Origin of the sequence: Halomonas cupida, from assembly GCF_900142755.1 — a bacterium.
Taxonomy (GTDB): Bacteria; Pseudomonadota; Gammaproteobacteria; order Pseudomonadales; family Halomonadaceae; genus Halomonas; species Halomonas cupida.
Window position 1 is genome coordinate 76,265 of sequence record NZ_FRCA01000005.1, and the last position, 15,105, is coordinate 91,369.

A 15,105-nucleotide genomic window follows, 5' to 3' on the forward strand; every position below is an offset into this window, starting at 1 on the left:
ACGAGCTACGAGCTACGAGCTACGAGCTACGAGCAAGCATGGTCATGGTTGAGGTCAGCCTCAATGGCCACGGTGCAAGCGCCTCTCCATATATTGACTGTAGCGCGACATGCTGAAGCAGAAGACCCAGAACATCAGTGCCGCAAACACATATCCTTCCGTCGCGAAGCCCAGCCAATCGCTATCGGTCAGCCCGGCACGGATGATCGCCAGCAGATCGAACAGGCCAATGATCAACACCAGCGAGGTATCCTTGAACAGCGCGATGAAGGTATTGACGATACCGGGAATCACCAGCTTGAGCGCCTGGGGCAGGATGATCAGTCCCATCCGTCGCCAGTAGCTGAGTCCCAGTGCCTTGGCGGCTTCCTCCTGGCCCTTGGGTATCGCCTGCAGACCACCTCGTACCACTTCGGCCATGTAGGCGCTCCAGAAGAACATGATGCCGATCAGCGCCCGCAGCAGCTTGTTGAACTCGACCTCACTGGGCACGAACAGCGGCAGCATGACCGATGCCATGAACAACACGGTGATCAGTGGTACGCCACGCCAGAACTCGATGAAGACGATGCACAGGCTTCTGACCAGCGGCATCTGCGAGCGCCGCCCCAACGCCAGCATGACGCCGAGTGGCAGTGAACCGACGATACCCACCGTGGCCACCGTCAGCGTCAGCATCAGGCCGCCCCAGCGACGAGTAGGGACATGGGGCAGGTCAAACACGCCTCCCACCAACAGCAACCAGGCGATGATCGGGAACCCTACCAGGGCAAAGACCACCACCCATTTCCTGGCCGGCATCCGCGGAATCGCCAGCCAGGCAACGGTCACCGCCATCAACGCCAGGGTGATATCGACCCGATAGCGCTCAGCTACGGGATAGAAGCCATAGACGATGGTTTCGAAGCGCGCACTGATGAATACCCAACAGGCCCCTTCACCGGAACAGGCCTCGCGACTATCGCCGAGCCAGTCGGCATTGATCAGCGCCCACTGGACCATCGGTGTCAGGACCCACACCAACAGTGCCAGCGTCAGCAGGCTGACGATCGAGTTGACCGGGCCATTGAACAGCCGCGAGCGCAGCCAGCCGACCAGACCATGCCGGCTGTCCGGTGCCGGGCGGGCCGCAATCAAGGCATCTCGCGCAGTAGAATCGTTCATGCTAGCGCTCCTTGATCAGGGTTCGGGCGTTGTAGAAGTTCATGAACGCCGACACCACAAGACTGATGGTCAGATACACCGCCATGGTAATGGCGATGATCTCGATCGCCTGCCCGGTCTGGTTCAGGGAGGTACCGGCGAAGACCGCCACCAGATCGGGATAGCCGATCGCCGTCGCCAGAGACGAGTTCTTGATCAGGTTCAGATACTGGCTGGTCAGTTGCGGCACGATGACCCGCATGGCCTGGGGAATCACCACCTTGCGCAGCGTGATATTCGGCGATAGGCCGATGGCACGCGAGGCCTCGACCTGGCCGGAGGGTACCGACTGGATGCCCGAGCGCACGATCTCGGCAATGAAGGACGCCGTATAGATCGACAGTGCCAGCCACAGCGCCATCAGTTCGGGAATGACCGTGATGCCACCGCGGAAGTTGAAGCCCTTGAGTTCCGGTATCTCCCAGCTCAGTGGCGCACCACTGAAGGCAAAGGCCAGCAGCGGCAATCCGATGATCATCGCCGCACCGCACCAGTACACCGGCAATGCCCGGCCGGTCCGCTCCTGCAGGCGCCGCGCGTAGATCGCAAAGGCGATACTGGCAACGACCGCCACCGCCAGCGCTGCCAGCGTCAACCCGAAGCCCGTTTCAGGCACCGGTGCCGGCACCACCAGACCACGTACATTGAGAAACACCGCCTCCATCAGCGACAGGCTCTGACGTGGGCTGGGCAATGCCTGGAGTACCGCGAAGTACCAGAACAGGATCTGCACCAGCAGCGGAATATTGCGGAATATCTCGACGAAAGCCGATGCCAGTCGAGCCAGCAGCCAGTTGGGCGACAGCCGTGCAATGCCGACGGCAAAGCCGATGATCGTTGCCGCCACGATGCCCATCGCCGACACCAGCAACGTATTGAGCAGACCGACAATGAAGGTCCGCGCATAGCTGCTGTCGCCGGAGTATTCGATCAGCGACTGGGGAATGGAAAAACCGGCTCGCTCATTGAGAAAGGCAAAGCCGGTGGTAATGCCGCGCGCTTCCAGATTGGTCAGGGCATTGGTCACCATCATGGCAATCAATGCCAGTACACCGGCAAGCAGCAATGCCTGAATGATCAGGGCACGGAATGCAGGACGCCGCCACAATGGGACGTGGCTGGCTGGGGGTATGGACATGGCAGGTCTCTGACGCAGTGACTCGACGATGTCGCGGAGACAGCCCGCGCCATCATCCAGTCAGATGGGAAACCGGACCGAGGCTCGCGCCCCTGATGACGCAGAGCCCGGTCTACTCACAGCTCGGCCCGGCAGGTGGTCACGCGCATGGTGCGGACACAGCCTGCCGGGACAGGCTCAGCGAATCGGCGGTGCGTAGAGAATCCCGCCCTGATCCCACAGCGCATTCAGGCCACGGCTGATGTTGAGTGGCGAGTTGGCCCCCACGGTATCGGCAAACACCTCACCATAGTTACCCACCTGGGAAATGATGTTGTAGGCCCAATCGTTGCCAAGCCCCAACTGCTCACCATAGGTACCGTCGACACCCAGCAGGCGTGCGACCTGAGGATTCGGTGGATCATTCTTCATCTGTTCGACGTTATCCCGAGTCACGCCCAGCTCTTCGGCATTGACCATGGCGAATACCGTCCATTTGACGATATCGAACCATTGGTCATCACCCTGCCTGACCACCGGACCCAACGGCTCCTTGGAAATCAGCTGAGTCATGATCTCGACACTGTCAGGCTCGGGCAGTTGCAGGCGCAGGGCACTCAACTGAGAGGTATCCGAAGTCAGCACATCACAGCGGCCACTGGAGAAGCCGGATGCTGTCTGATCGGGCGTATCGAAGGTCACCGTGTTGATCTCGATTCCCTTCGACGGGAAGTAGTCAGCCAGATTGAGTTCATGGGTGGTACCGGACTGGATGCAGATGGAAGCCCCGTCCAGATCCTCGAGGCTGGTCACACCGAGATCCTTCGCGACCATGAAGCCCTGGCCATCATAGAAGGTGGTGGTGGTGAAATTGAGCCCCAGCGAGTTATCGCGGGTCGCCGTCCAGGTCGTGTTGCGCGCCAACACATCGACTTCCCCGGACTGCAGGGCAGTAAAACGCTCCTTGGCGGTGAGCGGTGTGAACGCCACCTGGTCAGGATCGCCGAAGATCGCTGACGACAGGGCACGACAGGTTTCCACATCAAGCCCCTGCCACTGACCATCAGCATCTGGAGACGAGAAGCCGGATAGCCCGACATTGACCCCACAACTGAGATTGCCACGCTGCTTGACCTCATCCAGAGTCGCGGCGGAGGCAGCGGTTGCCATGCCCAGACCCAGGGCAGCGACGGATAGACTTATCAGCATCTTGTTATTGTTGCGTTTCATGCCTTCAACTCCGATCAGTAGTCGTTTGCTGATTTTGCTGAATTACGCATTTCACTATCGGAGTCGAAACGCCCTCGGTCAAACCTGGTTTTAAACGCTAGCTGGAATTCGGACGTCCAGACCAAACCACCAGCGACCGACGGAAATACCCAATGGACATTCCGTCGAGCCCCACATCATTGCTTCAACCTCATTGTTTCAACCCCAGACGGCGGGCCAGCCGATGCAGGTTGCCGGCATCCATGCCCAACTGACGTGCGGCCCCCGCCCAGTTACCGGCAGCCTCGAATGCCGCCTCGATACACTGACGCTGGAAGCTGTCGGTAGCCTCGCGCAGATTGGCAGGTATCGTCATCGACAGCCTGGGCTCTTCAGCCGTCTCAGGTTCCGCTGCTGTCTGATACTCAGCGGCGGTGCTCAAACCGAGATGCTCGCGCCCCAGCATCAGGGTACGCCGGCTGAGATCCGCGCCATCACGAGCTGCGGCCACTGCCATCAGCGAGGCCCTTGCCAGCACATGTTCCAGCTCACGCACATTGCCGGGCCATGACCACTCGCTGAGGGCAGTTGCTGCCGCCGCGTTGACTCGCAGGTTACCGACCCCCAGACGAGAGCGGTTCTGTTCGAGAAAGTGTCCGATCAATAACGACAGATCTTCCGGGCGCTCGCGCAGTGGCGGTACTCGCAACGGAAAGGCACTGAGGCGATGGAAGAGATCCTCGCGAAAACGGCCCGCCGAGACCTGGGCGGCCAGATCGCGATTGGTGACCGCCACCACCCGCACATCGACCCGGCGCACCTCATCGCTGCCCAGCGCCTGGATTTCCCCCTCCTGCAATGAACGCAGCAGTTTGGGCTGCAACTCCAGCGGCAACTCACCAATCTCGTCCAGCACCAGGGTACCGCCATCGGCCATGGCAAAGTGGCCGCGATGATCACGGGTTGCCCCGGAGAAGGCTCCACGTCGATGGCCGAACAGCGCACTCTCGATCAGTGACGCAGGCAGGGCAGCACAGTTGACCACGACCAGGGCCCCCTCCGCCCGCGGTGAGAGCCGATGCAGGGCGGTGGCGATCTGTTCCTTGCCGACCCCGGTTTCACCACACACCAGTACGCTCATGTCGGTAGTCGCCACCAGCTCCACCGAGCTCATCAGCTGTCGCATCGAGCCACTGTTCCAACGTGTCACCAACGGTCGCTCACCGGGCAACTGATGGTTGACGGCGAGTTGGGAGCGTGCCGCCTGCAGCCTCTCGGCCAGACGCAGGCAGGTTGCCAGCAGGTTGGCCGCGGCGATCAACGCCTGATCATCAAGATCGGCCAGACATCCTGGTGTCAGCGCATCAAGCGTCACCATGCCGATCAGCCGCTGGCCGTCGCGCAAGGCCACGCCCAGGCAATCATGGACAGGGCTCAGTGCCTCGTCGAGCAGACCGTCATAGGGGTCCGGTAGTGGTGAATCCGTGGCGAAGCGACAGACACCGTCGGCATTGGCGATGGCCGCCAGTCGTGGATGGTCGGCGAGGATGAAGGTGCGCCCACGGATGCCGTCCGGCAGCCCAATCGCCGCCACCGGCGTCAAGCCGCCGGCCTGATGCACCAGCAACGCACTGGCATCGGCAGCAGTATCCGCCACCAACGCCTCGAGCAACCCCTGCCACGCCACCTCGAGGCCTTCCTCGTCATTGCCGTCGAGGCGCATCAGGACATCGCGCAGCGTTCGAAGAAACGTCACCATAATGCTGTCAATTCCACAATGATAACTGTCAATAAGACACTAACTATAAATGTCATTATGACAATCATCCAAACATGCATGTCAACCGACATCATGACCGACGACAGTATCCTGGCTCTGAATCCCTCGTACCATGGCACTTACGCGTCATGGGTGCGGCAGGATAGCGCACCCTGGCGGAATCGGCACAGCACTTGCCATATCAAGGGCAAGGCTCCTGTCCATCGTCGCCTCGCAGCATCCGCGTCGGAAGGAGAGGAAAGGAATCATTGCCACCGGCCCCTGTGCCGGTCGCCGGATTCACCACAAGCGGCCTCATCACCGCCGCTTCGCCACCGCTGATTCATTGAACTCAAGGAGTCCAGCCATGACCACCGCTGCTCAAGACGCCATCATCGATGCCACTGCTCCCGTTGTTGCCGAGCACCTGGAAGCCATCACTGCGCGCTTCTATCCATTGATGTTCGAGCGCTACCCCGAGGTCAAGACGATCTTCAACCAGAGCCACCAGCAGGATGGTGGACAACCTCGCGCTCTGGCGCGCAGCGTGCTGGCCTATGTAGGGCTGCGCAAGCAGCCGGCCGAAGCCCGCGCGGCCATGGCTGTGGCGATCAGCAAACATGTTTCGCTGGGTATCCAGCCGGGCCAGTACCCGATTGTTGGCGAATGCTTGATGGCCGCCATCGGCGAAGTGCTGGGCGATGCCGTGACAGAAGACGTTGCCGATGCCTGGGGGGCACTCTATGGCGAGTTGGCCGACCTGTTGATCACCGCTGAAGCCCGGGAGTACCAGGCGTTCGCCCAGCGCCCAGGCGGCTGGACAGGCACCCGTGAGTTCCGTGTCGCCGACATCAAGCAGGAAAGCGAGGTGATCCGCTCGTTTCATCTCGAGCCTGTCGACGGCAAGCCGGTGGCTGTGGCCGAGGCGGGTCAGTACATCGGCCTGCGCCTTGATGTGGATGGCACCATTGCCCATCGCCACTACAGCCTGTCCGGCTGTGACGCTGAACGTGGCTACCGTATCTCGGTCAAGCGCGAAGCGAGAGGACTGGTCAGTCCCTGGCTGCATGACAAGGTCAAGGTCGGCGATACCTTGACCGCCTATCCGCCAGCGGGTGATCTGACCCTCGACGATGGCCAGGCACCGGTCATGCTGATCAGCGGTGGCGTCGGCCAGACCCCGATGCTGATGCTGGCTCGCGAAGCCCTGCGCCGCGGTCGTCAGGTGGTCTACATCCACGCTGCCCGTGATGCCGCCCACCATGCCTTCGGCGGAGAGATCAGCGCACTAGGCGCTGAATACCCCGGCCAGTTGACCCACCACTTCATCCACGAGCACGGCGAAGGTGGCAACACCAGCGGCCTTGTCGATCAGGCCCTGCTGCAGCGCCTGCTGCCGGGTACCGATACCCAATGCTACTTCGTGGGCCCCGAGGGCTTCATGAGCGCCGTCGACGGTTATCTCGCCGCACTGGGCATTGGCACCGATCAACGTCATTACGAGCAGTTCGGCCCGTCTCGCCCGCTCCAGGCGGCCTGAGGCAAGACAGCCGGTTAGTGAGTTATTGACCCAGCAAGCTCTTTTGCTGGGTCAATCGCGGCACAAGGACGTGCCACAGCCAGCTATCAGGCCGACGCGAGGCCGCATCGTCACTGATGCGGCCTCGGCTTTTTCTGGCCAACGGTCTATCCCAGATCGGAAGCCTCCCGCTCGGGTTGAACGTATTTATCCCGAGTTGAATGCACTTATCCCGAGTTGAATATACTCAGGCGTGCTGGCGTGCCTGTGGCTTGCGAATCACCATGAAGTAATAGAACACACCAGTCAGAGCCAGGAAGAACAAGCTATCCGGGCTGGTGAGGAAGATCAGCGGACTGCCGTCAGAAATCGACAACGAACGTCGACAGTATTCCTCGAGACTTGGTCCCAACACGAACCCCAGCAGCAGACAGGCAACCGGATAACCATGTCGACGCAGGAGCCAGGCCAGTACGCCGAACAGCAGCGCGAGTCCCATCTGGAACATCGAATAGGTCGCCACATAACAGCCGACCAGCGCGATCACTGCGATGCTGGCATACAGAATGTCCCGTCTGATCGACACGATGCGCACGAACCAGGGGCCCAACAGGTAGAGCGTCAACGGCACCAGGATCAGGGCCGATACAAACAGGGCCATGAACATGGGAGCGATCAGTGCCATCTGGCTGTCGAGGAACTGTGGTCCGGGCTGCAGGCCATTGATCACCAGAACCCCCAGCACAATCGCCGTTGTCGGGTCACCCGGTATGCCGAATGACAGCATCGGGACAAAGGCACCGCTGCACATGGCGTTGTTGGCGCCCTCGGCGGCTGCAATGCCTTCCACAGAGCCCTTGCCGTACTTCTCGGGATGTTTCGAACTGCGCATCGACTCGGCATAGGCGACGAAAGCCGCCATCGACCCTCCTGCCCCGGGCAGAACCCCAACCGCATAGCCGATGACTGCACACTTCACATAGCGGAAGAAGCCGATCTCTCGCACCTCACTCCACGGTGGAATAAAGTCACGACGCCGGATCGGAGCCGCCTTGACGTCCGCGGCTTCCACAGTGCGCGCTGACTTGTTCTCGGCCTGTACCAGCAACTCGCTGATGGCGAAGGCTCCGATCACCAGCGGCATGATGTCGATGCCCTGCATCAGCACGGCAGTACCGAAAGTGAATCTGGTCACTGGCTGCATCACATCGATACCGACGGTGGCGACCATGACGCCTAGTGTGGTTGCCACCAGCCCCTTGGATATTGCCCCGCGCTGGGAAATGACAATCACGATCAAGGCGAAGGCAATCAACGCAAACTTGCCTGGCGTGCGTATCAACAACGCCGCATCGGTGGCCAGTGGCGCCACCACCATCAGCAACACGGCTCCCAGAGCACCGCCAATCATCGAGGCCAGGGCCGCGTGGCCCAGCGCCTTGGCGCCCTCTCCACGCTGTTGCATGGGATAGCCTTCGATGGCGGTCATCATGGATGACGGCGCACCGGGGATATTGATCGTCGTTGCGGTAATGCTGCCGCTACACATGCCGGCCATGAAGATGCCGGCACAGGCCACCAACGCCGCCGTGACATCAAGGCTATAGGTCAACGGCAGCAGCAGCGCGATCGCCAGCATCGAGGTCAACCCCGGCACGGCCCCGAAGAAGGTACCGATCAGATAACCGCCGATCAGGTAGGGAAGAATGTCGGGTTGCATGAGCACTGCAAACCCACGCATCAGTTCAGCAACATAGTCCATGTGTTATCCCCACAGTACCGGTAGGCGGACCTGGAACACCCACTCGAAGAGTCCGTACCCCAGCACCGCAATGGCCACGGCAATCAGCGCCTTGACCAACAGCTGCCCTGGAGTGGGGCGCCCGGCGCTGAACACCAGGGTCATGGCAAAGGCATAGAGCGTGGTGCTGATGAAGTACCCCAGCGATGAGAACAACGCGATATAGACGGCGGTCAGCACCACCACTGCAAGGGGCCCGAATGACGTACTGGCACCCGCCTCTGTGGATGGCTTGTCATCACTCTCGGCAGCCGCCTTGCGGCGATCCCCCAGCATTGACACCGCCAATGCCACCACCATGATCAGCCCGAGCACTACCGGGAAGAAGGAAGCGGTGATATTGCCGTTGCTGATCGGAGGCGCAATGCCAAGTGCCGCCACCAGATAGATCAGGGTCAGGGCCAGCAGCAGTACGACGACACCCGCGCCACTACCCAACCAGGACAGAATTCTCATGACCGGACCTCATGGGATGGTGCCCCGCCATGCACCAGCATGACGGGGTTGACGTCGATCGGGCTCATTGACCCAGTAGCCCCGCTTCCTTGAGCTCGTCCATGCGGCCAAAGAGCTCCTGCTGTGTTGTCTGCGCCCAGTCGCTGACCTCGTCATGGCCCAACCAGTTCGGTGTCACTCCGACATCGACCAACCAGCGCTGGAATTCCTCGCTGTCGTAGGCCTGTTGATAAGCCTGCTCCAGGGCGGAGATGGCCTCGTCCGGCGTATTGGCCGGTGCCGCGAGGATCACGAAGCTACCCATCTGAATGTCGTAGCCCAGCTCCATGGCGGGAGGAACATCGGGGAAGCTCTCACTCTGCACATCGGTGAACTCCACCAGACCGCGTGCGTCACCGGAAGAGATCAGTGACTCGAAATCTCCCAGGCTGGTCAGGGCAAGATCCACTTCACCGTTGAGCAGGGCTTCCTTCTGCGGCGCCGCACCGCCAGGATAAGACACCACCTTGAATTCCACGTCGGCCTGGTCCTGAAGCTGAAGCAGCGTCAAATGGGTGCGGCTGCCCATGTTCTGGATACCAGCGCGGATCTCGCCGGGAGCCTCTTTCGCAGCGGCAATCAACTCCTCAAAGCTGGTATATGGCGAATCATCGGGTACCACGATGGAATCCGGCTCGCTGGTGATGCGTGCAACCAGATCAAGCTTGTCGATATCGTACCCAGCCAGCATGTCCTGCCAGGGAATGGTCACCACGCTATCGTAGGTCAGGGCGACCAGGGTATAGCCATCAGGCCGAGCGCCCAGTGCCTGAACCAGGCCGTTGGCACTCATGCCGCCTTCGATGTTCTCCACATAGATGGTGCCGCCGAGCGGGTCTTCGGCGAGGCTGGAGATCTTGCGCACGATGCCGTCGGTACCACCGCCCGCACCCCATGGCACGATCATGCGGATGTCACGCTGTGGGTATTCGGCATATGCGGCACTACTGGCGACCAGCGTCGCCAGAGCGAGACTCAGAATGGACTTGTGCATGGCGTTTACTCCCTTGCATTGTTATTGAGTCCCAGCCGGGCGCGCCGGCATGGGCCACGGGAACAACTGTTGTCTCTGTTGCTGTTTTCAGCGTCAGTCAGACAGGCAGCGCCAATATGGCCTGCCAGGTGTTATCGGGAATCTGAACGGGTTCATCGAGATTCCGTCGTCGGCGTTTCAGCGTCGATTGCCCTGGCCAGCGCACCGGCTTCCCTACCTCATCCGGCTCACTATCGACGAGATGTCCAGCAATGCCGGCACAGAGCGCCTCGCAGGCTTCCAGGCCACCGAGGTGCCGAGGATCGAAAACCATGAAGACCTGGGAGCAACCGGTACCACTGCCGCGCTGTATACGGTCGATCTGATGACTGGCATTGCCCTGGGACAACAGCGCGGCCAGCGCATCCAGCAGGATAGCCAGGCCAGAGCCCTTCCAGTAGCCGGTCGGCAACAGCCGCCGGGTGGCGGCGATCACGCCGGGATCGCGACTGAGGCGCCCCTGGTCGTCGAAGCCCCCATCCACCGGCAGGGCCTCTCCGGTCTCGGACAGGGTGGCGAGCTTGCCGTAGGAAAACTGCGACATGGCCATGTCCAGCACCAGCGGCCCATCTTTCGAGGGCACGGCCATGACCAGCGGGTTGTTGCCGATGCTCTGATTCCTGGCTCCCCAGGCCGGCATGCATGACTCGGTATTGGTCCACATGATGGCCGCATAACCCTGCTCTGCGGCATGCCAGCCATAGGTGCCACCACGCATCCAGTGTGTGGTGTTGCGAACCGCGACCAGACCCATGCCGTGCTGGCTGGCCAGCGCCATTGCACGCTCGGTGGCGGTGAGTGCATGACGGACGCCAATACCCTGCCCTCCATCGAGAACCTCCAGGGTATCCAGGCTGGTTACCGGTGTTAGAGTCGCCTGCGGATCAACCCATCCCCTGGCGAGATAATCAACGAACCGGGGAATGCGGCCTACGCCGTGGGAGACCACACCGTCCCGTGTCGACTCGGCATGCACTCGGGCACAGAGCGCCGCATCCTCGCCATGCAGCCCTGCTGCAAGCAGGATTCGCTCGAGACGCTGTTGCAGCTCGGCGAAGGGAATCTGGGCCACAAGTACCTCCTGTGTGCCGTGCTATACATATAAGACATCATACATCATACAAATAACAACCAAGCACAACATAGACCCCGCCACCCCTCGACGGTATGCAACTTTAGTGGACGACCAGCTCCTCTTGCCCTGCACCCCACTATGGTCGAACTCGCACATAAACATCATATGTACTACTAATAGAGGCGTTACGAATGCTCCTTTCCCTACCTTACATCCATCAGGAAGCCTCATGATCGTCGATCTACGCACCTACACCATGGTTCCCGGCCGACTCAACGCCTTTCTCGAACTCTACGAACGCGAAGGCCTGCCTATCCAGAAACGCCATCTAGGCAATCTCATCGGCTACTTCGTGACCGAAACAGGCACCCACAACCAGGTTGTCCACCTGTGGGGCTATGAGTCGGCGGCGGATCGTGAACAACGCCGTACTGCCATGGAGCAGGACCCGGAATGGATCGCCTATCGCAAGAAGAGTGCCGAAGCCGGCAACGTCCAGCACCAGTGCAACAAGCTGCTTCGCTCAACGTCATTTTCGCCGTTGTAAACGGGCCTCTACTGCCATACTTCCAGCAGCCACTCTTCTCCCGACGGGACAATGCCATGACCTCTCACACCAGTGCCCACGGTGGTCAGGTGCTCATCAAGGCCCTCGCCGCCCAGGGCGTCGAACGGGTCTTCTGTGTGCCTGGCGAAAGCTATCTTGCCGCTCTCGACGCCTTGCATGATGCCGAGATCGACACCATTGTTGCCCGCCACGAAGGCGGTGCCGCCATGATGGCCGAGGCCGACGGCAAACTCACAGGCCAGCCGGGGGTGGCCTTCGTGACCCGAGGGCCCGGTGCGACCAATGCCTCCAGTGGTGTGCACGTTGCCTTTCAGGACTCGACACCGATGGTACTGTTCATCGGCCAGGTCGCCAGCGACCAGCGTGACCGGGAAGCCTTTCAGGAAGTCGACTACGGGGCGATGTTTGCGCCGCTGGCCAAGTGGGTTGCCACCATCGACCGTGCGGATCGCATTCCGGAATATGTCAGCCATGCCTTCCATGTTGCCCAGAGTGGTCGCCCTGGCCCGGTGGTACTGGCTCTGCCGGAAGACATGCTGTCGAGCCATTGCGAAGCCGAAGTACTGCCCTCGGCCAATCTTCCCAGCGGCAGGGCGGATCACCAGGATGTCCAGGCCGTCATCGACGCACTTGCCGAGGCCGAGAAGCCCATGGTCATTGTCGGTGGCAGCGGCTGGTCACAGGCTGCCGCCCGGGCACTGGGACAATTCGCCGAGCGCTGCCAACTGCCGGTTGGCGCCGCCTTTCGTTGCCAGGACTACCTCGACAACCGTCACCCGCACTACGTCGGGGATGTAGGAATCGGCATCAATCCGGCACTGGCCGAGCGCATCAAGGAGGCAGATGTGGTGCTGGCGCTGGGCGCCCGCCTCGGTGAAATGACCACCAGCGGCTACACGCTGTTGACGCCGCCCAGGTCCCGGCAACGCCTGATCCACATACATGCCGATGCCGATGAACTCGGTCGGGTCTATCGCCCCGATCTGGCGGTGGTCGCAAGGGCCGGTGTCATGGTGCAGCAGTTGGCAGAGTGCGCCGAGGCACCGCGTATCGATCGACGCGCCTGGCAGGAATCGGCACGCGCCGACTACGCTGCCTGGCAGATTCCGGAGCCGACTCCCGGTACGCTGCGCATGGAGAGCCTGGTGAGCCATCTCAACGAGGTGCTTCCCGATGACGCCATACTGACCAACGGGGCTGGCAACTACTCGGCATGGCTGCATCGCTATTATCGCTATCGCGATTTTCGCACCCAACTGGCTCCCACCTCAGGCTCGATGGGATACGGCCTGCCCGCTGCCGTAGCAGCCAAGCTGCGCTATCCCGAACGAGAGGTGGTCTGCCTGGCAGGAGACGGTTGCTTTCAGATGGTGTCCCAGGAATTCGGTACCGCCTGCCAGTATGGCGCCAACATCATCGTGCTGGTATCCAACAACGGCATGTACGGCACCATCCGCATGCATCAGCAGCGCCGCTATCCCCAGCGACCTTCCGCGACGGACCTCGTCAACCCGGATTTTGCCGCTCTGGCGCAGGCCTATGGTGGCTACGGTGAGGTGGTATGCGACGACGGCGATATCGCGCCAGCCCTGGCTCGCGCTCGTCAGGCGGGCCGACCCGCGATACTCGAGCTGCGCCTGGATCGGACGGCCCTCTCGCCACGCTTGCTCCTGGAGAATACGCCCTGAAGGGCGTATTCGGTTACGTTTATAGATACTCACCCAAGCGCAAGTAACATTTGATTTTACCAACCTGATTCCTGACCCATGCTGTGAACCATGCTCAGCGGGACACGTTGATGATGCCGCGCGAGCCGTCACTCAACAGTGTTTCCATTGCAGGCACTTCACAGGAGATACGTCATGCAGGCCTTCGACACCCCGGAAGCCGGGAGCCGTGAACAGCACGGTTCTCAGCTCAACCAACATTACTGGATGCCCTTCACCGCCAATCGCGACTTTCATGCCAACCCGCGCATGATCGCTGGTGCCGAGGGACGTTACTTCATCGATGACCAGGGCCGGCGCATCTTCGACTCGCTGTCGGGCCTGTGGACTTGCGGCGCTGGCCATAATCGCCAGCAGATCCGTGACGCCGTCGCCCATCAGTTGGGCTGTCTCGACTACGCTCCGAGCTTCCAGGTCTCGCATCCGCTGGCCTTCCAACTGGCCGAGAAGGTCGCCAGCCTGATGCCGAAAGGGCTCGATCATGTGTTCTTCACCGATTCCGGCTCCGAATCCGCCGATACCGCGCTGAAGATGGCCAAGGCCTACTGGCGCCTCAAGGGGCGCCCGGAGAAGACCCGCTTGATCGGGCGTGCCAAGGGCTACCATGGCGTCAACATCGGCGGCACCAGCCTTGGGGGTATTGGTGGCAACCGCAAGCACTATGGTCAGTTGCTCGACTCGACTCACCTGCCGCACACCCTGCAGCCGCAGTTGGCCTTCACCCGTGGCCAGGCAGAAACCGGCGCCGAGCTGGCCGATGCCCTGCTCGACCAGGTAGCGCTGCATGACGCCTCGACCATCGCCGCGGTCATCGTCGAACCGATGTCCGGGTCTGCCGGTGTCGTCGTGCCGCCCAAGGGGTATCTGGACCGCCTGCGCCAGATCTGTGATGCCCACGATATCCTGCTGATCTTCGATGAGGTCATCACCGCCTTCGGACGCAGCGGCGCACGCACCGGCGCCGAGGCCTTCGGGGTTACTCCGGATATCATGACCGTGGCCAAGCAGATCACCAACGGCGCCGTACCGATGGGTGCAGTCATTGCCTCCAGCGAGATCTTCGAGGCCTTCATGCAGGCCGGTGGCCCCGAGCATGCCATCGAGTTCCCGCATGGCTACACCTACAGCGGCCATCCGGTCGCCTGCGCCGCGGGCCTGGCTGCACTGGACCTGCTCGAGCGTGAAGACTTCCCCGGCCAGGTAAGAGCCATCGCGCCAACCTTCGAGGACAAGCTGCATGCCCTCAAGGGACGCGCCCATGTGGTCGATATCCGCAATTTCGGTCTTGCCGGAGCCATCCAGCTGGCACCACGCGACGGTGACCCAAGCATTCGCCCTCGCGATGCTCACATGGCATTGTGGGAAGCAGGTTTCTACGTCCGCTATGGTGGCGATACGCTGCAGTTCGGCCCTCCCTTCGGCACCACCGAAGAGGAACTGGAGCGCCTGTTTGACGCTGTGGCCACAACCCTCGACGGTCTGGCCTGATACGTTGCCGGGTGTTTCGAAGCCGGGTGTTTCGAAAATGATTCTGTCCACGGCTCATCGACAGGCTGTGGACAGATTCCTCCCCGGCCATTCACAAGGTTATCCACAGGC

The 15,105-nt window shown here is 61.2% G+C and carries 12 protein-coding genes; 4 read left to right on the top strand and 8 right to left on the bottom strand.

Annotated elements, in window-relative coordinates; genetic code table 11:
- Nucleotides 1-60: 60 nt before the first annotated feature.
- The 4 genes from BUE38_RS10550 to norR form a co-directional block, all read right to left on the bottom strand.
- On the bottom strand, nt 61-1,164 hold the full coding sequence (locus tag BUE38_RS10550; RefSeq protein ID WP_073435175.1) for an amino acid ABC transporter permease: 1,104 nt from the start codon (nt 1,162-1,164) through the stop codon (nt 61-63).
- Between the two features lies 1 nt (nt 1,165).
- Nucleotides 1,166-2,341: an amino acid ABC transporter permease gene (locus tag BUE38_RS10555; RefSeq protein ID WP_073435176.1), complete on the bottom strand. Its 1,176-nt coding sequence runs from the start codon at nt 2,339-2,341 to the stop codon at nt 1,166-1,168.
- A 177-nt stretch (nt 2,342-2,518) separates the two neighbouring features.
- Complete coding sequence (locus BUE38_RS10560; protein WP_073435177.1) at nt 2,519-3,550, bottom strand: amino acid ABC transporter substrate-binding protein; 1,032 nt, start codon at nt 3,548-3,550, stop codon at nt 2,519-2,521.
- Between the two features lie 190 nt (nt 3,551-3,740).
- The gene (norR, locus tag BUE38_RS10565; protein WP_073435178.1) at nt 3,741-5,288 is read right to left on the bottom strand and encodes a nitric oxide reductase transcriptional regulator NorR; all 1,548 of its coding nucleotides are present in this window, start codon (nt 5,286-5,288) and stop codon (nt 3,741-3,743) included.
- A gap of 367 nt (nt 5,289-5,655) precedes the next feature.
- Between norR and BUE38_RS10570 the strand changes: the two genes are divergently transcribed.
- The gene (locus tag BUE38_RS10570; RefSeq protein ID WP_073435179.1) at nt 5,656-6,828 is read left to right on the top strand and encodes a globin domain-containing protein; all 1,173 of its coding nucleotides are present in this window, start codon (nt 5,656-5,658) and stop codon (nt 6,826-6,828) included.
- A 226-nt stretch (nt 6,829-7,054) separates the two neighbouring features.
- Here BUE38_RS10570 and BUE38_RS10575 read toward each other — a convergent pair whose 3' ends face one another.
- The 4 genes from BUE38_RS10575 to yiaK form a co-directional block, all read right to left on the bottom strand.
- On the bottom strand, nt 7,055-8,569 hold the full coding sequence (locus BUE38_RS10575) for a tripartite tricarboxylate transporter permease (RefSeq protein ID WP_073435180.1): 1,515 nt from the start codon (nt 8,567-8,569) through the stop codon (nt 7,055-7,057).
- Between the two features lie 3 nt (nt 8,570-8,572).
- The gene (locus tag BUE38_RS10580; RefSeq protein ID WP_073435181.1) at nt 8,573-9,064 is read right to left on the bottom strand and encodes a tripartite tricarboxylate transporter TctB family protein; all 492 of its coding nucleotides are present in this window, start codon (nt 9,062-9,064) and stop codon (nt 8,573-8,575) included.
- A 64-nt stretch (nt 9,065-9,128) separates the two neighbouring features.
- Nucleotides 9,129-10,097 (bottom strand): Bug family tripartite tricarboxylate transporter substrate binding protein, encoded by a 969-nt coding sequence (locus tag BUE38_RS10585; RefSeq protein WP_073435182.1) that lies wholly within the window; start codon nt 10,095-10,097, stop codon nt 9,129-9,131.
- A gap of 97 nt (nt 10,098-10,194) precedes the next feature.
- Nucleotides 10,195-11,208 carry a 3-dehydro-L-gulonate 2-dehydrogenase gene (gene yiaK / locus BUE38_RS10590; RefSeq protein ID WP_073435183.1) on the bottom strand — a complete coding sequence of 338 codons (1,014 nt, stop codon included), beginning with the start codon at nt 11,206-11,208 and terminating at the stop codon, nt 10,195-10,197.
- 232 nt (nt 11,209-11,440) lie between these two features.
- Between yiaK and BUE38_RS10595 the strand changes: the two genes are divergently transcribed.
- From BUE38_RS10595 to BUE38_RS10605, 3 genes are all read left to right on the top strand, one after another.
- Nucleotides 11,441-11,758 (top strand): NIPSNAP family protein, encoded by a 318-nt coding sequence (locus BUE38_RS10595; protein WP_073435184.1) that lies wholly within the window; start codon nt 11,441-11,443, stop codon nt 11,756-11,758.
- 56 nt (nt 11,759-11,814) lie between these two features.
- Nucleotides 11,815-13,467, top strand: coding sequence for a thiamine pyrophosphate-binding protein (locus tag BUE38_RS10600; protein WP_073435185.1), 1,653 nt, complete (start codon nt 11,815-11,817; stop codon nt 13,465-13,467).
- A 174-nt stretch (nt 13,468-13,641) separates the two neighbouring features.
- Nucleotides 13,642-14,994, top strand: a complete 1,353-nt coding sequence (locus BUE38_RS10605; RefSeq protein ID WP_073435186.1) for an omega-aminotransferase AptA — start codon at nt 13,642-13,644, stop codon at nt 14,992-14,994.
- Nucleotides 14,995-15,105: the final 111 nt, after the last annotated feature.